Here is a 17,174-nt window from a genome sequence, read left to right on the forward strand (position 1 = left end):
GATCAGGGGCCGCGCACTCTGCTGGAGTTTGCCGCGCGCTGCAAGTTCCGGCGCCTGCCTCGGGCGGGGCGCGGCGAAGCCGCGCCCGGACCGACGTCGGAAAATGAACGAAAAGGCCGGGCGGTTACAATGGCCGCTGTTGATTCATTTTGAGGTATTTGCAATGTCTTCTGTTCCCGCCTGCCCGCAGTGCACCCTGGAAAACACCTATGCCGATGGCGCGCTGTGGATCTGCGCCGACTGCGGCTTCGAGTGGACGGCCGAAGAAGGTACCGGTTCGACCCTGGTCGTGCGTGACAGCAACGGCAATACCCTGCAGACCGGCGATACCGTCACCGTGATCAAGGACCTGAAGGTCAAGGGTTCTTCGATCCCGCTCAAGCAGGGTACGGTGATCCGCAACATCCGCCTGGTCGAAGACGATGCCGAGCACATCGAGGGCAACTCGGACAAGATCAAGGGGCTGGTGCTGAAGACCTGCTTCCTCAAGAAGGCCTGATCGCGCCTCAGCGCTTGGCCTGCTGCGCTCGCCAGCGGGCCAGGCTGTCCAGCTTGGCCTGGTAGCGGGCCTGCTGCGTTGAACCGCCCAGTTCCTGCGCCCGCAGCAGCTCGCGGTCTGCACGTTGCAGCCGGCCCGTCAGGAAGTACACCCGGGCCAGGCCGAAGTGGAACTGGTGCGCCGTGTCGTACAGACGCACCGCCCGCCGGTAGTACGTGATCGCCCTGTCGAGGTCGCCAGCGCGTTCCGCCTGGGCGCCCTGCATGTACTGCGCGAACGGATCCTCGCGCTGCACCGACTGCAGCTTCTTCTGCATGGCCTGCGCCTGCGCGGTCATGCCCAGCTTGCGATAGAGCGCACTGGCGTTGTTCAGCGCTGCACTCTGGCGTCCGTCCAGTCGCAGTGCCGTGTCCAGCGCAGTGCGGGCCGCCTGGTCATCGCCCAGGCGGTTGTCGAGCACACCGATGTTGTTCCACGTCGGGGCGAACCCGGCGTCCTGCGCCAGCGCGGCATCGAAGAAGGCACGTGCTCCGCTCAGGTCGCCATCGGCCAGCTGCTCCGCGCCCCGGTTGTTGTAGTAGTGCGCCAGCGCCCGTTCGCGGCCAATCGGTTGCGGCCCGTGGCGGTCGTACAGCACGTTGCGGTCCAGGTCGACCGTACCGTAGCGGCCACCTACATCCACGCCAGCGTTGACGTGCCCGACGTTGTAGACAACGCCCTGGTCCTGGTCCTGGTACCACGACACCACCTGGCCGACTTCCTGCACCCGCGCCTGGATGCCGGCCTCACGGGCCAGGGTGACGAACAGCAGGGTGAAGGCGAGGCAGTTGGCACGCTGGTGCTGCCAGATCTCGCTGATGGTGTAGGTCGCATCGGCGTCGTACTGCAGGTCCATGCCGTGCTGGCTGAAGATCATTTCCACCAGCGCCTGCAGGCGCTGGTCACGCGAGTAGCTGCGGCTGATCACCTGCTTCTGCAGCATCTCGCGCATCGCCGGCGGGATCGCGAGCACCTGTTCGGGTGTCGGCACGCTGGCGGCGGTGACCTTTACGGTGGAGATGGTCGGAATGGCCGGCGCGGCAGCGGGCGCATCCTGTGCGCACAGGGCGGGGGTGCCGAGCGCGAGCAGTGGCAGGAGAAAGCATCGGGCGGCAAGACGGCGCATGACGGTTTCCGGCAGCGGCGGGCGCTCCCGCCTGCGGCCAGTGTAGACCTGCACGTGGCGGTCCGCATCCACCGGCGATCAGCGCTGCGCTTCGTCCACAGCCGGTGTGGACCAGCACGCAACAAACCTGTGGACAACTGCCCTGCGCCCTTGCCCGGCACGGGATGTGAGTGGCTGGTGAAAAAACAGCCAGCTTGCCCGGCGGTGCCAAGGGCGGGATCATCCCTGCATGGACTTCGCCCCGCTGACTCTCGCTCCCGCGCACTGGCAGGCTCTGCAGGATGCCTATGCGACGCCACCGCGCGCCTATCACCACTTCGGCCACGTGCGCGCGGTCCTGCAGCATTGCCAGGAGGTGGCTGCAGGTCCGGGCTGGCAGCAGCCGGCCGAAGTCTATCTGGCAGTGCTGTACCACGATGCGATCTACCAGGCCGGCCGCAAGGACAACGAGGCCAGGTCGGCCGCGCTGGCCCTGCAGGCGATCGCGGACTGGCCCGAGCTGGCATCGGTCGATGCCGGCCGGGTCGAGCAGTTGATCCTGCTCACCGCCCGCCATGGCGAGCTGGGCCCGGCCGATGTCGACGCCGAAGCGGCGCTGTTCCTCGACTGCGACATGGCGATCCTGGCGGCACCCGAGGAGGTATTTGCCGCGTATGACCGCGGCGTGGCCGAAGAGTACAAAGGCGTGGTGCCGGGCTTCCTGTATCGCGCCGGACGCCGCCGCTTCCTGCAGGGGCTGCTGCGCGCGCCGCGGATCTTCCTCAGCGACTTTTTCGACCAGCAGCTTGATGCCGCCGCGCGAGCCAACCTGCGCCGCCAACTGGGCGCCTGAGCGCGCCGCTACACTACCCACCTGCCATTGTGTGGTGTTGTTTGCAGCCGTGACCGTCTCCGATACTCCTGCCGATCCCCGTCCGCTGCCGCCGGAAGAACCCGGCCCCAACGAGTGCTGCGGCAGTGGCTGCCCGTTGTGCGTGCTCGACCTGTACACCGAGGAGCTGCAGCGTTACCGCAAGGCGCTGGCTGAGTGGCAGGCACGGCATCCGGACGCTGGCCCATGACGCGGGCCCGTCCGGCCGCGACGCTGGCGCTGGTGGCACTGCTGTTGTTCGTGGCTACCGCGTTGTGGACGCAGTTCGCGCGGGCCGATCTGGATTGGGTGAAGGCCACCCTGAGCCTGTACCTGCATGGACCGTGGGGCCTGGCGCTACGCAGCGCCTACTGCCTGCTGGCACTGGCCATCGCCGTGCTCGGCATCGCGTTGTATCGGCACAGCGTGGGGCCGCGGCGCAGCGCAGCGGCACCGCTGTTGTTCTGCGTGGCCGCCGTTGGCCTGGCCACCGTCGCCATCGGTGACAGCTGGCTGCCTGCGGCAACGCCGTTGCTGGCGCCGTTGATCCACGGTCTGGCCGCCAATACCGCCTTCCTGTGCGCCAGCGTCGGCATGCTGCTGCAGGCCTGGTACCTGCGCCGCGAGCCGGGCTGGCGAGGCAGTGCGGCGCTGTTGTGGGCCTGGGCATGGCTGGCCTTCGTGCTGCTGTGGATGCACGTGCTGTGGCGCGGTGGCCCACCGCGTGGGCTGGGGCAGAAACTGGTGATCGCGGTGATCGTCGGCTGGCTGCTGTGGCTGGCGCTGGCGCTGTATCGCCGCGGGCGTCCTGCCGGCACCCGCTGAATCAACCACCTGCCTGATTGCAGGCGGCCTGTACCGGTACGTGCCGTGCACGCAGCGGCGGCGTATCGTGTGCGCATTCCAACGGGATGCAGAACGATGCGTGCAGGGCTGGGCAGGGCGATGGGACTGGTGTTGGCGCTGGCGGCGGTGCCAGCGGTGGCGTCAGTGCAGCAGGTCAGCCATGGACGTTTCGATCAGGTGCCGGTGCATGTGCCGGCCGGGGCCCCCCAACGGGTGGTGATCTGGTTCCATGACGGCGCCGGTGCCGATGACAGCCGCATGCCGATCGAAGCGCTGCGTGCCGATGGTGCGCTGGTCGCATCGGTGGACGTGGCCCACCTGCGCGGCGTGCTCAAGCGCGAAGGCAACAGCAGCTGCGCGTTCGGGGCGGGCGATGTCGAGAATTTCTCGCGTTGGGTACAGGCGTTCCTGCATCTGCCGGGGTATCACCTGCCGTTGGTTGGCGGTAGCGGTGAAGGCGCCGAACTGGCCTATGCGCTGGCAGCGCAGGCCGACACCCAGGTCTTTGCCGGCCTGTTGACCTCGGGATTCTGCCCGGCCCATGTACACGAGCGCATGGTCTGCGGTGACGGCGTGAAGCACGACCGCCTGCAGCCCAGTGAACTGAATTTCCCGTGGTTGAACGCGGCCGGCGCGCCGGGGTGTTCGACCAAGAGCGCTGGCGCGTTCGTGCAGCAGGTGGCAATGGCCCGTGAATTCAAGCGCACCGTTGCTGGCGATGCGACACCTGGGCTGGTGGCAGCCGCGCGGGTGATCGGCGCGCAGGCCGGGGTCGCGCTGGCTCCGCCGCCGGATGCCCTGAAGGGGCTGCCGGTAGTGGAAGTGCCGGCGCAGGGCAGCGGTGACACGCTGGCGGTATTCGTTTCCGGCGATGGTGGCTGGGCCGGCCTGGACAAGGACGTGGCCGGCGCCCTGGCCGAACACGGCGTGGCGGTGGTCGGCCTCGATTCGCTGCGCTACTTCTGGAGCGAACGCACGCCGCAGGGATTCGCTGTCGATCTGCAGAAGATCATCGGCCACTACCGCCAGCAATGGCAGCGCGACAAGGTGATGTTGATCGGTTTCTCGCAGGGCGCCGACGTGCTGCCGGCCACCATCAACCAGCTTGATGCGGGCACCCGCGCCGGTCTCGAGCGCATCGTGCTGCTGTCGGTGGGCAGGAACGCCGACTTTGAATTCCATGTCAGCAACTGGCTGGGCGGCGGTGGCGGCGGCCTGCCGATCGCGCCGGAAGTGGCGAAGCTGCCGGCGGCCAGGACCCTGTGCGTGTACGGTGACAAGGACGAGGATGCGCTGTGCCCCGATCTGCCGGGCAACGACGGCGTGCACAAGGTCAAATTGCCGGGTGACCATCACTTCGGCGGTGACTACGATCGCTTGGCCGAGGTGATCCTCAAAGGCGGCGCGTAAGCTGGAGTCGAACCCTGTTCGACGGCGTTTGCTAGACGCCGACCTTGGTCGGCGCTGGGGCTTGCAACACCACGGGCGGGAGTGTGTCGACCAAGGTCGACACCTACCGGCAAAGGTCCGGCAGAGGCCGGGCACATGGACTAGCCACGCCGCGGGTCCAGCGAGATCAGCCGCGTGGCATCCAGCAGCGCGGCTGGCAGGTGCATGCCGCCGGGCGCGGCCAGGTAGCGCGGTCGCCACTGTGGATCGAACTTCGACTTGAACCTGCGCAGGCCGCTGAAGCCATAGAAACGCTCGCCATGCCGTGCGAGCAGGCCGGCCAGCCGGTTCCAGCGACCGGCCAGGCGATGCTGGGCCAGGCCGGACAGCGGTGCCATGCCCAGCGAGAACCGTGCATACCCCTGCGCGCGGCCCCACAGGAACAACTCGATGAACAGGAAATCCATCGTGCCCTTCGGCGCGTCGCTGACGTGGCGCATCAGATCCACTGACAGTTCGGCGCCTGCCGGTGCCTGCCACAGGTTGGCAAAGGCCACGATCCGGCCTTCGGCTTCGACCAGCGCGATCGGGAAACGCACGAGGTAGTCCGGGTCGTAGCTGCCCAGCGAGAAGCCCTTTTCGTCTCCGGACTTGTCGTCGAGCCAAGCGTTGGAAATGGCATGCAGGCGTGGCAGCAGGGCAGGGATCTCTTCCGCCGGTGCTACGCGGAACGACAGCCCACCGCGCTTGCCGCGGTTCCAGGCTTGTCGCAGGTCGGCACGCTCGCGGCCTTCCAGACCGAAGTCGTGCAGCGGCACCATCGCCTCTTCGCCCAGCTTGACCAGGCCCAGGCCGAGATCGAGATAGGTCTGCCAATACGCTTCACCCACCTGGTAGAACACCGGGCGCAGTCCGAGCCGGTCGGCTTCTTCGCGGAAGCGCCAGATCAATGCGCGCGCCACCTCGGGTGGCCCGACCGGATCGCCCATCGCGATCAGCGAGCCGCCGTAGCGCTGCATCATCACAAAGCCTTTGTGCTGCTCATCGCGCAGCACTGCCTTGTCGGCGGTCAGCACCAGGCAGGCTTGGGTGTCGGTGGCGCCGGCCAGCACCGGTGTCAGCGCCTGCAGGGTTGCGTCGTCGGCAGGCGGCAGCGGGCTGCGCGTGCTGTGCAGCAACCGCGCCAGCCCGAACATCACCAGTGCCATCGCCACCAGCAGCAGCGCACGCAGCGCGCGCGGTGCATTGCCGGACACCGCGAACTGCCACCACAGCTCGTTCTGGTATTCGACATGGCTGTAGGTGAAGAACAGCAGCCAGGTCACTGCCACCAGCACCAGGCCGAGGTTGCGCAGCCATGGCCACGACCAGGCTTCGTCCAGCAGTGCGCCTTGGCGATAGAACTCGCGACGTGCTGCCCACAGCGCCATCGCCACCAACAACGCCGACAAGGCGATCAGCGGTTGGCCACCGCGCAGCCAGATCGGCAGCGGCGCGATTACGCAGATCGCCATCGCCAGCATCCAGGCTGCGTGGCTGCGGCGGGCCAGGCCCTGGCCGATCAGCAGCAGGGCGACGCCGCCCAGGCTGCCGATCAGGTGCGAGGTTTCCAGGATCGGCAGTGAGGCATTGATCAGGTGTCGGCGTGGCGTGGGCAAGGTGCCGTCGATGACCAGCGCTGCGCCGACACTGAAGGCGGCCAGCGCGATGATCTGCGGCAACCACGGACGCAGCGCGTACCAGCCGGCGCGGGTGGCACCTGCGCTGGCCTGCAGCGGTTGCCGCAGCGCAGGTGCCAGTGCCAGCACGGTCGCCAGCAGCAGCGGCAGCACGTAGTAACTGACGCGGTAGATCAATGCCGCCGCAAGTACCGCAGCGGGAGCCACCTGCGGCAGCAGCTTCAGCAGGCTCCACTCGAACACGCCCAGGCCGGCCGGCACGGTGGAGACCAGACCGGCCAGCACGGCCACCAGATACAGGCCGACGAAACCGGGCAGGCCAGTCGGCGTTGAATCTGGCAGCAGCACGTAGAACGCGGCACTGGCCAATACCAGTTCGACCACGCTCAACACGGTGACCCCGAGCATGGTGCGCCGGTCGGGCAGCCACAGGCCATGGCCGAATATGCGGAACTGGCGACCGTCCCGGCCGACCAGGATGAAGGTGGCGGCAAAGGCGATCAGCGCGATGATGCCGACCACGCGCACCGCCGCGGGATCCAGCGGCAGCGCAAGCGCGGCAGCGGCCGGCTCCATGCACAGCGCCACGCCGATCAGCAGCCACGCGCCGAAGATGAAGCCCAGCGTGCTCATCAGCACCACCTGGCCAATCTGCGCCAGATCCAGGCCGGCACTGCGGTAGCCGCGCAGCCGCACTGCACCGCCGGTGAGGGCGGCAAAGCCCACGGTCTGGCCCAGGGTGTGGGCGAGGAAGGCGGTGATGCCGATCCGTGCCGGGTGCACGCGGATGCCACTGCGGCGGAGGCCGATCGCATCGAAGCCGATCAGGCAGGCGTAGCTGGCCAGGCCGAGCAGCACGGTCAGCGCGATCTGCGCGCCGCTGAGCTGGCGGAAGGCCTGGCGGATGGCACGATAGCCGTGCTCGTCGAATTCACCGGCCAGCCCATGCAGGGCCAGCGCGAGGATCAGCAGCGGGACGACGATGGTGACGACCCGCTTCCAGGTCGGGGCAGAGGCGGCAGGGACGGAATCGGTAGAGGCAGTCATCGGCGCAAGGGTGCGTCAGTAAGGGCGAGGGCGGTGTCAACGCAGGGCGTCGCGCATCGTGCGCCTGCCAGCGCGGTTTGACCAGCGGTGCGGCTGTGCCGCCGGTGGCGGTATTCAGTGGCCGCACCGGGCACACACTTCCGACGCCGGCTGGGTGAGAATGCAGTCCAGACCACCCGCAGGAGCCACGCCCATGATGGAGCGTTACGACGTCGGACCGCGCATGTCCGAGATGACCGTGTACAACAAGGTCGCCTACCTTTCCGGCCAGATTCCGGAAGACACCAGCCAGGACATCACCGGGCAGACCCGGCAGGTACTGGCCGAGATCGACAAGCTGCTGGCGCTGGTGGCCAGTGACCGCCAGCACGTGCTGCGTGCGGAGATCTTCCTGGCCGACATGGCCGATTTCGAGGGCATGAACAAGGCGTGGGACGAGTGGGTGGTGGACGGCGCGACACCGGCCCGTGCCACCGTCGAAGCCAAGCTTGCGCACGCCGAATGGAAGGTCGAGATCATCGTTACGGCGGCCGTGCCGTAATGACAGGACAGGGATCAGATCCCTTTTCCTCCGGAAAAGGGATCTGACCTCGCTACAGTTTCACCAGCTCGATGCAATCCACCGGACAAGGTGGAATACACAACTCGCACCCCGTGCACAGATCCGCAATCACCGTGTGCATGTACTTCGCCCCGCCGACGATCGCATCCACAGGGCACGCCTGTATGCACTTCGTGCAGCCGATGCAGTCAGCCTCCACGATCAACGCTACCTGCGGCGCCTTGTGCTCGCCCCGCGATCGATCAAACGGCAGCGCCGACACACCCAGCACCTGCGCCAACGCCCGCGCACCGGCATCGCCGCCCGGCGGACAACGATCCACGCCAGCCTCGCCACGTGCCATCGCCTGCGCATACGGGCGGCAGCCGTCGTAGCCGCATTGCCCGCATTGGGTCTGCGGCAGCAAGCGGTCCAGGCGTTCGGTCAGGGGCGGAATCAGGCTCATGCGTGGCGAAGGCTGCGCGTTGGGTTACTTCAGGGGTTTGCCGCGGTACCAGCGCTCGTGCGCCAGGGCCAGCATCGGACGATCCTCGGCGCTGTCACCGTAGGCATGGATGCGTGTGTAGCGTGACAGATCGAACTGGCGACGGATGTGCTCGACCTTGCGTGGGCCACAATCGCCACCGGCGTAGCGGCCGGTCAGGCGTCCGCTTTCGCTTTCCAGCCGATTGCAGATCAGCTGCAGGCCCAGTTGTTCGCACCATGGCCGCAGGTACAGGTCCAGTGAACCGGATACCACCACCACGGTGTGCTGCTGCTCCTTGTGCCAGCGGATCTGCTCCAGCATTTCCGGACGCACGACATCGGGCAGGAACTCACGGGAAAAACCCGCGGCCAGCGTCTCGATGTCATCGGCGTGGCGTTCGCTGAAGGTCAACCGGGTCACCCGTGCGCGGATGCGCTCGGCGGAGATCAGCTTCAGCTTGTAGGCCAGCAGCCATGGGCCGACTTTCCACCAGGCCTGTGCCAGCTGTTCGGCGGTGGCGACCCGGCGCAGGAAGCGGCCGTAGGTGTCGCAGGTGGTAACGGTGTGGTCGAAGTCGAACAGCGCCAGTTCCAACGCAGCATCTCCCATCACGGTACCTCCCTTCGCAGTGCTCATGACCGGGCGCGGCCGGGGCCGCGCCCGTGTTGCATCAACGAACCGGCATGCCCGGCTGCGCGCCGCTGTCGGCGTCCAGCAGCGCCAGCGCGCCACCGTCGAAGCCGGCCGACAGGATCATGCCTTCGCTCAGGCCGAAGCGCATCTTGCGCGGGGCCAGGTTGGCGATGAACACCACGCTGCGGCCGACCAGCGCTTCCGGCTCGCCATAGCTGGCGCGGATGCCGGAGAAGATCTGGCGCTTGCCGAGGTCGCCGGCATCCAGTTCGAAACGCAGCAGCTTGTCCGAGCCTTCCACGAACTCGCACACCAGCACCTTGCCGATGCGCAGGTCGAGCTTGGCGAAGTCGTCGATGCCGATGTAGGCCGGGGCGTCAGCGCTGTTTGCTTCGTCCTTGGCCAGCACCGGTGCGGCAGGCTTTGCGGCTTCCACCTTGGCAGCGGGGGCTGCAGCGGCAGCGGTCAGGGTGTCCTTGGAGGCGTCGATCATGGCGTCAATCTTCTTCGGGTCGATACGGGTGAACAGCGGGGTGTAGTCGGTGATGCGATGGCCGAGCAACGGCTGCGCCAGCTCGGTCCAGTCATTCACCGGCGCGGCCAGGAAGGCCTCGGCCTGCGCAGCGGTGGCCGGCAGCACCGGCTTCAGGGCGGTGACCAGTACGCGGAACAGGTTCAGGCCCTGGCTGCAGACCGCCTGCAGCTGCGCGTCGGCGCCTTCCTGCTTGGCGATCACCCACGGCTTGACGTCGTCGATGTAGCGGTTGGCTTCATCGGCCAGGGTCATGGTCAGGCGGATTGCCGCGGCCGGGTCGTTGCGCTCGTACGCCTCACGGATCGGCGCCAGGCCATCGACGAAGCGCTGGTACTGCGCCGCGTCGGGCAGCTGCGCAGCCAACTGGCCATCGAAGCGCTTGCTGATGAAACCGGCGCAGCGGCTGGCGAGGTTGACGAACTTGCCGACCAGATCGGCGTTGACGCGCGCGATGAAGTCGCCCAGGTTCAGGTCGAGGTCGTCGACGCCGCCACCGGACTTGGCGGCGAAGTAGTAACGCAGTGCCTCCGGCTCCAGGCCGGCATCGAGGAACGTACGCGCCATCACGAAGGTGCCGCGCGACTTGCTCATCTTCGCGCCATCGACGGTCAGGTAGCCGTTGACGTGCAGGCGGGTCGGCGCGCGGTGGCCGGTGCCGTGCAGCACCGCCGGCCAGAACAGGCCATGGAAATTGACGATGTCCTTGCCGAGGAAATGATGCAGCTCGGTGCTGGTGCCGGCGCGCAGATGCGCTTCGAAATCCTCGCCGATCTTGCCGCACAACGTCTGGAAGCTGGACAGGTAGCCGATCGGCGCGTCCAGCCAGACGTAGAAGTACTTGCCCGGCTGGCCGGGAATCTCGAAACCGAAGTACGGCGCATCGCGCGAGATGTCCCACGCACGCAGGCCACCTTCGGCGTTGAGCCATTCACCGAGCTTGGCCTTCACACCGGGCAGGGCTACATCGCCGGCCAGCCAGTCGCGCAGGAAGCCGTCGAAGTGGCCCACCTCGAAGAAGAAGTGCTCGGAATCGCGCATTTCCGGGGTGGCACCGGAGATCACCGAGCGCGGTTCCTTCAGGTCGGTCGGCGCATAGGTGGCGCCGCAGACTTCGCAGTTGTCGCCGTACTGGTCGGCGCTGCCACAGTTCGGGCAGATGCCCTTGACGTAGCGGTCGGGCAGGAACATGCCCTTGGCCGGGTCGTAGAACTGCGCCACCGAACGGCGGCTGATGTGGCCAGCCGCTTCCAGCTTCAGGTAGAACGCCTCGGTCAGCGCCTTGTTGGCCGCCGAATTGGTCGAGTCGTAATGGTCGAAGGCGACGCCGAAGGCGGCGAAATCGCGTTCGTGACTGGCCTGGATGTTGGCGATGAAGGCTTCCGGGGTGACCCCGGCCTTCTCCGCAGCCAGCATGATCGGCGTGCCGTGGGTGTCGTCGGCGCACACGAACCAGGCCTTGCCGCCGCTCATTCGACGCGCACGCACCCAGATGTCAGCCTGGATGTAGCCGACCAGGTGGCCCAGGTGCAGCGGGCCGTTGGCGTAGGGCAGGGCGGTGGTGACGAGCGCGGTACGGGTCATGGTCACGGGGTGCAGCCAGGGGGAACCGAAGATTATCGCATGCCCGCAACGCAGTGACCCGGCCGGAGCCGGGTCACCAGGGCATTGCCGGGGCCGTGACGCTTACTCGCGGACCCAGGTCTGCGCGCGGCAGATGAAGGCGATGCAGCCGGACACGTCCAGCTTGCCGCCGCCCGGCTGCAGCTCGATCTTCGAGCGGTAGGTCTTGCCGTTGGCCGGGTCGAGGATGGTGCCACCGGACCACTTGCTGGTGGTGCCCTTGTCCTGGCTCAGGTTCCAGAGAATGGTCATGCCCTTCACCGGCTTGTTCTTGTTGGCGCCCTCGCAACCATCGCAGACCGGGTTCGGGCCCTTGTCCGAGTGCAGGATCTCGACCACCTTGCCGGACAGCGTGCCGTTGGCGGCCTGGCTGATCTCGACGATCGACTTCACCTTGCCGGTCTTGTCGTCGATGGTCTTCCAGCGGCCGGCGGCACTGTCGGCGGCCTGCGCGGAGAGCGCGGCCAGGCACAGCGGCAGCGCCAGCAGCAGGGTCTTGAAGGTCTTGCGCATGGTCCCCTCCCAGGGTTCATTCCGGCACGATGCCGGTACGGGTCGACTGTATACCCATTCGGCGGGGTATGGGGAAGGGGGGCGTTGGCCGGGTTGCACCCGGCACCCGCAACGGCAACAGCAACGGCAACAGCGTGCATTCCGTGCGGTGGCGGGGTGGGTCCGGTGGCGGGGGACGCCGTAAACCCATCCATGGGGGCTTGGCCGCGGCATCCATGCCGCGGACACCCCCGCAACCGGACCCACCCCGCCTTCGACAGGTTCCGCGATCGGTTGGAATGGCATTGCCTGCTCTTGGTGGGTGTCGACCTTGGTCGACACGCAGATCTACGTCATGCGTGGATGAATTTCCGCGATTGAAATCGCTCAGCCGGTCTCGTACAGCTCCAGCGGCAGGTCGTCGGGGTCGGCGAAGAAGGTGAAGCGGCGGCCGGTGTATTCATCCACGCGGATCGGTTCGCAGGTTACGCCGTGGCGGGCCAGGCGTTCGATGAAGGGTTCCAGCGCGGCTACCCGGAACGCGAGGTGGCGCAGGCCCTGGGCTTCGGGGCGGCTCGGCCGTGCGGGCGGCGAGGGGAAAGAGAACAGCTCCAGTTGGCTGCCATCGGGCAGGGCCAGGTCCAGCTTCCACGAGTCGCGTACGGCGCGGTGGTTCTCGGCCAGTATGCGCAGGCCCAGCACGCGCACGTAGAAGTCTTTCGAGCGGGCGTAGTCGCTGCAGATCAGTGCGGCATGGTGGATGCCCAGCAGGCCGGTGGTTTCGGTGGTCATTGCAGGGTGTCCAGCCAGCGCTGGGCGATCTTCAACGCCAGCGGATAGGGTTCGGGGGCGTTGCGGTTGCTCAGCACGATCACGGTCAGGTGCTTGTCCGGGTAGCGCAGGATCACATTGCGGAAGCCGATGCTCTCGCCGCTGTGCCAGTGCATGCGGCCGTTCAGGCGCCAGCCGAAGCCGTAATGCGGCACGTCGGGTTCGGTGGTGGCGGTGGCCGGGCTGAACATGGCCTTGCGTGATGCGGCCGAGAGCAGGCGGTCGTCGTACAGGGCCGCGTCCCAGCGGGCGAGGTCGTCCAGTGAGGAGTAGATGCCACCGTCGCCGAGCACGGCGCTGGTGGTGCTCTGGTCGGTACGTTGCCAGCGGCCGTCGACCTCGCTGTAGCCATAGGCACGCTGCGCCACCACGTCGACACCATCCTGGTGGGCGACGGTGTGCGCCATGCCCAGCGGCTGGAAAATGCGCTGCTGCAGGAAGCTGGCAAAGTCGCTGCCGGCGGCGCGGCCGACGATCAGCGCCAGCAGTGCGTAGCCGCTGTTGCTGTAGCGGTACTGGCTGCCGGGTGCGAAGGCGAGTCGATCTTCGCGGGCCAACAGCGCCAGCACCTCGGTGTCGTGCACCTGCCGGGTGTCGGCAGGGTCCATCAGGTCTTCGTAGTCCAGCAGGCCGCTGGTGTGCGACAGCAACTGGCGCAGGGTGATGCCGGCAGCAGCGGGCGGCAGTTCCGGCAGCCAGCGCCGCGCGGGCTGGTCCAGCGCCAGGCGGCCGTCCTCGACCAGCAACAGCACGGCGGCAGCGGTGAACTGCTTGCTGACCGAGGCCAGGCGGAAGTTGCTGGCCGGCGTGACTGCGCTGCCATCTTCAACCACGGCGAGGCCGTAGCCGCGGCGGAACACCGGCTGCCCGTCGTGCAGCACCAGCACCGCTGCGCCCGGCACCTGGCCGTCGTAGGCCTGCATCAGGCCATCGATGCCTGCATCCGGCGGTGCCAGCGGTGCCGCTGCCAACGCTATCGACGGCAGCAGGGCGAGGACGGTGGCGCACAGCAGGGCGGCAGGGCGCATGGCAGCTCCGTGACGGTCAGGGTGCGGGTGCTGGTGTAGTGGCCGGCTGGGCCAGCCAGCGTTCGATCTTGTGGTCCAGTACATCCAGCGGCATCGAACCGTCTTTCAGCACTTCGGCATGGAAGCGGCGCAGGTCGAACGCTGCGCCCTGGCGTGCCTTGGCCTTGTCACGCAGGGCGATGATCGTGGTCAGGCCTGCCACGTTGGACAGCGCCTGGCCAGGCTGGGCCATGATCCGTTCCACTTCCGCATTGGCATCGTCAGCGCTCATGTCGACGGTCTTCTGCAGATAGGTCACGGCTTGCTGCTTGCTCCAGCCCTGCGCATGCACGCCGGTGTCGGCGACCACGCGTGCGGCACGCAGCAGGCGCGAATACAGATAGCCGATGCGGTCGTACGGATCGGTGTACGCGCCGAGGTCTTCGCCGAGGGTTTCCGCATACAGGCCCCAGCCTTCGACGAAGGCAAGGTCACCGCCGAGGCGGCGGAAGCGCGGCAGCTTGGTCAATTCCTGCTGCAGGCCCAGCTGCACATGGTGCCCGGGAATGGCTTCATGCAGGTACTGCACCGGCACGTTCCAGCGCTTGCGGCTGGGCAGGTCGCGGGTGTTGACGAACAGCACGCCGGGTTGTCCTGGGGGCGACGGCTGGTAGGAGGCTGCGGCGGCGGTCATGGCACGCTCCGGCTCCACTGCATGGATCTGCAGCGGCGCCTTCGGCAGGGTGTCCAGTACCTGCGGCAGGCGTGCATCGACCTGCTGTTGCACCTGCCGGTAGCGGTTGAGCAGCGCGTTGGCATCGCTGTACTGGAACTGGCGGTCGTTGCGCATGCTGCGCAGCAGCTTGGCCTGCGAACTGCGCAGCTTGCCGTCGCGCATCACCGTGGTGATCTGCGCCTGCAGCTCCTGCACGCGCTGCTCGCCCAGCGCATGCAGCTGCGCGGCGGTCTGCTGGCTGGCGGTGGTCTGCACGATCAGGTTGGCATACCAGGCCTGGCCGTCGGGCAGTGCGCCCAGACCGCTGCTGCTGCGCGTGGCAGGCAGGTATTCGGTGGCGATGAAGCCACGCAGTGCGCGGTAGGCCGGCATGATGCGCAGTTCGATCATGCGCTTGTACTCGCCGCTGATTCGCGCCTTGTCTTCGGCGGAGATGGACTCGGGCATGGTCCGGATCGGCGACCAGAAGATGCTCTCTTCGGCAGTCGGCTTGATCACCGCATCCAGCTGCGGCAGGACCTTTTCCATCAGGTCGCGCGGTTGCACCACACCAGCCTTCATGCCTTGGCGCATGTTGGCGATGGCCTGGTCGAACAGATCGGGGATGCCCAGCGAGCGTCGCGACCAGGTGTCGTAGTCCTTGGCCGTGTTGAACGGCTGTGCGCCAGCACCGGCGCCGAGGATGGCCATGATGCTGCCGACGTTGTAGTACTGGCTGATCGGCATCATCCAGCTCGGATAACGTTCGGCGGCCAGCGAAGCGCGGGCATCACGCACGAAGATCTCGTAGCTGAGCAGGTCCTGCCCCTGCAGGCCGTCGCTGCCGATCTTCTCGACCTTGCCCAGCCACTCGGTGGTGAAGTCGTGCGATTGCTGGCGCCAGGCGGCGGAGAGGATATTGGGCAACTGGTCGTTGTAGCGCGGTTCGCCCTGGAAGGTAGCCTGCAGCGGGTTCAACCGCATGGAGGCATCCCAGTACTCGTCGTACAAGCGCTCCAGCTGCACCTGCTTGGGCACTGCGCGGGTCGGGGCGACCGGACGCGGCGCGGCGCGGCGCGCCGAGCTGCCGCGGGCCGGCGTGGTGGCACGTGTGCCGGCGCGGGCCTTCGGCTTGGCAGCCTGGCGGGTCTGCGCGGCGGCGGGGCGGCTGCCCTTCTTCTTCGCTGCTTCGGCCGGCGGTACGGCGCTGAACAGGAACAACGCGGCGATGGCAGCGGCCAGGACGCGGGGGGAATACGGCATCAAGAAGCTTCCGTGGAACACAGACCGTGGAGCTTGCACGATCCGCGCGCGTACGGCCAGAGTGAGGGCGCAGTCAGCTTGCGCGCCGCTGGGGCTTCAGTCAGCCGCGGCCGCAGCGCGCAGGTCGACGGCACGCTGCTCGCCCAGATAGCGGGTGATTGCGCGGCGCATCAGGTACAGCAACGGAATCAGGGCGATCGCGAAGCCCATCTTGTAGACATAATTGACACTGCTGACCGCCAGGAACAGCGATGTCGGCCAGTGCTGCGGGCCGAGCACGAAGGCGATCCAGATCACCACAAAGCTGTCCACCAGCTGCGAGACCGCAGTGGAACCGGTGGCACGCAGCCATACATGGCGCTCGCCGGTTGCCTGGCGGATGCGATGGAACACCGCCACGTCGATCAACTGGCCGAACAGGAACGCCACCAGCGAGCCGGCGATGGTCCACATGCCCTGTCCGAACACCGCCGCGAACGCGGCCTGGTAATCGGGCACGCCGTGGGCATCCATCGAGGTCACCCACCAGCTGGCCGGTGCCAGCGAGATCGCAGCGAAGGCGAACAGGAAACCGTAGGCGATCAGCACCACCGCCAGCCACGAGATGAAACGCACCCCGCGCTTGCCGAAGAATTCGTTGATGGTGTCGGTCATGATGAACACCACCGGCCACAGCAGCGTGCCGGCGGTGAAGCTCAACGAACCGGTCTGGCCGAACAGGTTCCAGTTCAGCGGATCGATGCCGAGGGTGTCTTCCAGGGCGAAGATCTTCACCCCGATCAGTTCGGCCAGTACTGCGTTGCCACAGAAGAACGCGGCCAACACGATGAACAGCAGGACCGCGCGGTCCTGCAGCGGGCGCGCGTGCGACGCCTCGCTCATTCGGAACGATCGCCAGCGCGGGTGAACGGAACGCTGGAGGGCGCCACTGCACCGCCGGAAATGATGAAGCTCATCGCCTGGTCCACCGTCCAGTCGGTCGGGGTGAGCAGTTCGACGGGCACGATTTCCAGATAGCCCGAGGTCGGGTTCGGCGTGGTCGGCACATAGACGGCCGCCAGTTCGCGGTCGGTGCCCTGTTCCTTGATGACCCGGGTGACCAGGCCGACCGATTTCATGTCGCGGTGCGGGAAATCGATCAGCACCACGCGCTGTGTGCTGCCCGGCTCGGTCTGCAGCATGTCCAGCAGCTTCTTGGCGCTGTCATAGATGATGCTGGCCAGCGGAATGCGCTTGATGACCGCGCCGACCCAGCGCAGCAGGCGCTGGCCGACCACGCGGCGGCTGGCCACGCCCACCGCCAGGATCACCAGCAGGGTGGCCAGCAGGGCGATGGTGTTCTGGATCCATTCGGCGCGGACCCAGCCGAGATAATGCGGAAAGTTGGTCGCGATCTGTTCGGACAGCGGCACGACCAGCGGGCTGGAGATGCCCGACAGCAGCACGAACACGAATTTGACCACCACCCAGGTCAGCCAGATCGGCAACAGGGTCAGCAGGCCGGTCAGGAACAGGCGCTGCAGGGAGGGGCGGGGAACCAGGGCGGGGGCATCGAGCGACATGCGCGCATTGTAG

The 17,174-nt window shown here is 67.1% G+C and carries 17 protein-coding genes; 6 read left to right on the plus strand and 11 right to left on the minus strand.

Annotation, left to right across the window (positions count from 1 at the left end; all coding sequences use genetic code 11):
* Window positions 1-163: 163 nt before the first annotated feature.
* Window positions 164-499: a zinc ribbon domain-containing protein YjdM gene (locus AC1DKR_RS08825; RefSeq protein WP_025879075.1), complete on the plus strand. Its 336-nt coding sequence runs from the start codon at window positions 164-166 to the stop codon at window positions 497-499.
* Between the two features lie 7 nt (window positions 500-506).
* Here AC1DKR_RS08825 and AC1DKR_RS08830 read toward each other — a convergent pair whose 3' ends face one another.
* Window positions 507-1,664: a transglutaminase domain-containing protein gene (locus AC1DKR_RS08830; RefSeq protein WP_478032353.1), complete on the minus strand. Its 1,158-nt coding sequence runs from the start codon at window positions 1,662-1,664 to the stop codon at window positions 507-509.
* 229 nt (window positions 1,665-1,893) lie between these two features.
* Between AC1DKR_RS08830 and AC1DKR_RS08835 the strand changes: the two genes are divergently transcribed.
* The 4 genes from AC1DKR_RS08835 (at window position 1,894) to AC1DKR_RS08850 (ending at window position 4,770) form a co-directional block, all read left to right on the plus strand.
* Window positions 1,894-2,496: an HD domain-containing protein gene (locus tag AC1DKR_RS08835; protein ID WP_025879077.1), complete on the plus strand. Its 603-nt coding sequence runs from the start codon at window positions 1,894-1,896 to the stop codon at window positions 2,494-2,496.
* Between the two features lie 49 nt (window positions 2,497-2,545).
* On the plus strand, window positions 2,546-2,725 hold the full coding sequence (locus AC1DKR_RS08840; RefSeq protein ID WP_099844378.1) for an oxidoreductase-like domain-containing protein: 180 nt from the start codon (window positions 2,546-2,548) through the stop codon (window positions 2,723-2,725).
* Entirely contained in the window at window positions 2,722-3,339 is a 618-nt protein-coding gene (locus AC1DKR_RS08845) for a DUF998 domain-containing protein (protein ID WP_312786376.1), read from the plus strand. The genes AC1DKR_RS08840 and AC1DKR_RS08845 overlap by 4 nt, the downstream gene beginning before the upstream one ends.
* Before the next feature lie 96 nt (window positions 3,340-3,435).
* Entirely contained in the window at window positions 3,436-4,770 is a 1,335-nt protein-coding gene (locus tag AC1DKR_RS08850) for a virulence factor family protein (RefSeq protein WP_478032358.1), read from the plus strand.
* Window positions 4,771-4,910: 140 nt separating this feature from the next.
* Here the strand turns inward: AC1DKR_RS08850 and mprF are convergent, their stop codons facing one another.
* On the minus strand, window positions 4,911-7,475 hold the full coding sequence (gene mprF, locus AC1DKR_RS08855; protein ID WP_312108631.1) for a bifunctional lysylphosphatidylglycerol flippase/synthetase MprF: 2,565 nt from the start codon (window positions 7,473-7,475) through the stop codon (window positions 4,911-4,913).
* Between the two features lie 193 nt (window positions 7,476-7,668).
* Between mprF and AC1DKR_RS08860 the strand changes: the two genes are divergently transcribed.
* Window positions 7,669-8,016: a RidA family protein gene (locus AC1DKR_RS08860; protein ID WP_223496073.1), complete on the plus strand. Its 348-nt coding sequence runs from the start codon at window positions 7,669-7,671 to the stop codon at window positions 8,014-8,016.
* A gap of 52 nt (window positions 8,017-8,068) precedes the next feature.
* Here AC1DKR_RS08860 and rnfB read toward each other — a convergent pair whose 3' ends face one another.
* The 9 genes from rnfB to AC1DKR_RS08905 all read right to left on the minus strand — a co-directional run bounded on the left by rnfB (window position 8,069) and on the right by AC1DKR_RS08905 (window position 17,161).
* Window positions 8,069-8,482 carry an Rnf electron transport complex subunit RnfB gene (rnfB, locus tag AC1DKR_RS08865; RefSeq protein WP_223496071.1) on the minus strand — a complete coding sequence of 138 codons (414 nt, stop codon included), beginning with the start codon at window positions 8,480-8,482 and terminating at the stop codon, window positions 8,069-8,071.
* A 24-nt stretch (window positions 8,483-8,506) separates the two neighbouring features.
* Window positions 8,507-9,097, minus strand: a complete 591-nt coding sequence (locus tag AC1DKR_RS08870; RefSeq protein WP_025879084.1) for an HAD family hydrolase — start codon at window positions 9,095-9,097, stop codon at window positions 8,507-8,509.
* A 76-nt stretch (window positions 9,098-9,173) separates the two neighbouring features.
* Window positions 9,174-11,252, minus strand: coding sequence for a methionine--tRNA ligase (gene metG / locus AC1DKR_RS08875; RefSeq protein ID WP_478032362.1), 2,079 nt, complete (start codon window positions 11,250-11,252; stop codon window positions 9,174-9,176).
* 102 nt (window positions 11,253-11,354) lie between these two features.
* A complete protein-coding gene (locus tag AC1DKR_RS08880) occupies window positions 11,355-11,804 on the minus strand; it encodes a DUF2147 domain-containing protein (protein WP_025879086.1) in 450 nt (149 codons plus the stop codon).
* A 366-nt stretch (window positions 11,805-12,170) separates the two neighbouring features.
* Window positions 12,171-12,575, minus strand: coding sequence for an SMU1112c/YaeR family gloxylase I-like metalloprotein (gene gloA2 / locus AC1DKR_RS08885; RefSeq protein ID WP_312786381.1), 405 nt, complete (start codon window positions 12,573-12,575; stop codon window positions 12,171-12,173).
* Window positions 12,572-13,642: a serine hydrolase domain-containing protein gene (locus AC1DKR_RS08890; protein WP_478032365.1), complete on the minus strand. Its 1,071-nt coding sequence runs from the start codon at window positions 13,640-13,642 to the stop codon at window positions 12,572-12,574. Before AC1DKR_RS08890 ends, gloA2 begins: the two co-directional genes overlap by 4 nt.
* Window positions 13,643-13,658: 16 nt before the next feature.
* Window positions 13,659-15,599 (minus strand): DUF885 domain-containing protein, encoded by a 1,941-nt coding sequence (locus AC1DKR_RS08895; protein WP_478032368.1) that lies wholly within the window; start codon window positions 15,597-15,599, stop codon window positions 13,659-13,661.
* A 96-nt stretch (window positions 15,600-15,695) separates the two neighbouring features.
* On the minus strand, window positions 15,696-16,481 hold the full coding sequence (locus tag AC1DKR_RS08900) for a queuosine precursor transporter (RefSeq protein ID WP_223496057.1): 786 nt from the start codon (window positions 16,479-16,481) through the stop codon (window positions 15,696-15,698).
* A complete protein-coding gene (locus AC1DKR_RS08905; protein WP_223496055.1) occupies window positions 16,478-17,161 on the minus strand; it encodes a DUF502 domain-containing protein in 684 nt (227 codons plus the stop codon). Before AC1DKR_RS08905 ends, AC1DKR_RS08900 begins: the two co-directional genes overlap by 4 nt.
* Window positions 17,162-17,174: the final 13 nt, after the last annotated feature.

This window comes from Stenotrophomonas sp. 01N47, assembly GCF_056399165.1.

What these genes read in the sequence shown, in the direction of transcription:
- AC1DKR_RS08825 (WP_025879075.1), top strand. Translation starts at nt 164, where the DNA reads ATGTCTTCTGTTCCCGCCTGCCCGCAGTGCACCCTGGAAAACACCTAT.
- AC1DKR_RS08830 (WP_478032353.1), bottom strand. Translation starts at nt 1,664, where the DNA reads ATGCGCCGTCTTGCCGCCCGATGCTTTCTCCTGCCACTGCTCGCGCTC.
- AC1DKR_RS08835 (WP_025879077.1), top strand. Translation starts at nt 1,894, where the DNA reads ATGGACTTCGCCCCGCTGACTCTCGCTCCCGCGCACTGGCAGGCTCTG.
- AC1DKR_RS08845 (WP_312786376.1), top strand. Translation starts at nt 2,722, where the DNA reads ATGACGCGGGCCCGTCCGGCCGCGACGCTGGCGCTGGTGGCACTGCTG.
- AC1DKR_RS08850 (WP_478032358.1), top strand. Translation starts at nt 3,436, where the DNA reads ATGCGTGCAGGGCTGGGCAGGGCGATGGGACTGGTGTTGGCGCTGGCG.
- mprF (WP_312108631.1), bottom strand. Translation starts at nt 7,475, where the DNA reads ATGACTGCCTCTACCGATTCCGTCCCTGCCGCCTCTGCCCCGACCTGG.
- AC1DKR_RS08860 (WP_223496073.1), top strand. Translation starts at nt 7,669, where the DNA reads ATGATGGAGCGTTACGACGTCGGACCGCGCATGTCCGAGATGACCGTG.
- rnfB (WP_223496071.1), bottom strand. Translation starts at nt 8,482, where the DNA reads ATGAGCCTGATTCCGCCCCTGACCGAACGCCTGGACCGCTTGCTGCCG.
- metG (WP_478032362.1), bottom strand. Translation starts at nt 11,252, where the DNA reads ATGACCCGTACCGCGCTCGTCACCACCGCCCTGCCCTACGCCAACGGC.
- AC1DKR_RS08880 (WP_025879086.1), bottom strand. Translation starts at nt 11,804, where the DNA reads ATGCGCAAGACCTTCAAGACCCTGCTGCTGGCGCTGCCGCTGTGCCTG.
- gloA2 (WP_312786381.1), bottom strand. Translation starts at nt 12,575, where the DNA reads ATGACCACCGAAACCACCGGCCTGCTGGGCATCCACCATGCCGCACTG.
- AC1DKR_RS08890 (WP_478032365.1), bottom strand. Translation starts at nt 13,642, where the DNA reads ATGCGCCCTGCCGCCCTGCTGTGCGCCACCGTCCTCGCCCTGCTGCCG.
- AC1DKR_RS08895 (WP_478032368.1), bottom strand. Translation starts at nt 15,599, where the DNA reads ATGCCGTATTCCCCCCGCGTCCTGGCCGCTGCCATCGCCGCGTTGTTC.
- AC1DKR_RS08900 (WP_223496057.1), bottom strand. Translation starts at nt 16,481, where the DNA reads ATGAGCGAGGCGTCGCACGCGCGCCCGCTGCAGGACCGCGCGGTCCTG.
- AC1DKR_RS08905 (WP_223496055.1), bottom strand. Translation starts at nt 17,161, where the DNA reads ATGTCGCTCGATGCCCCCGCCCTGGTTCCCCGCCCCTCCCTGCAGCGC.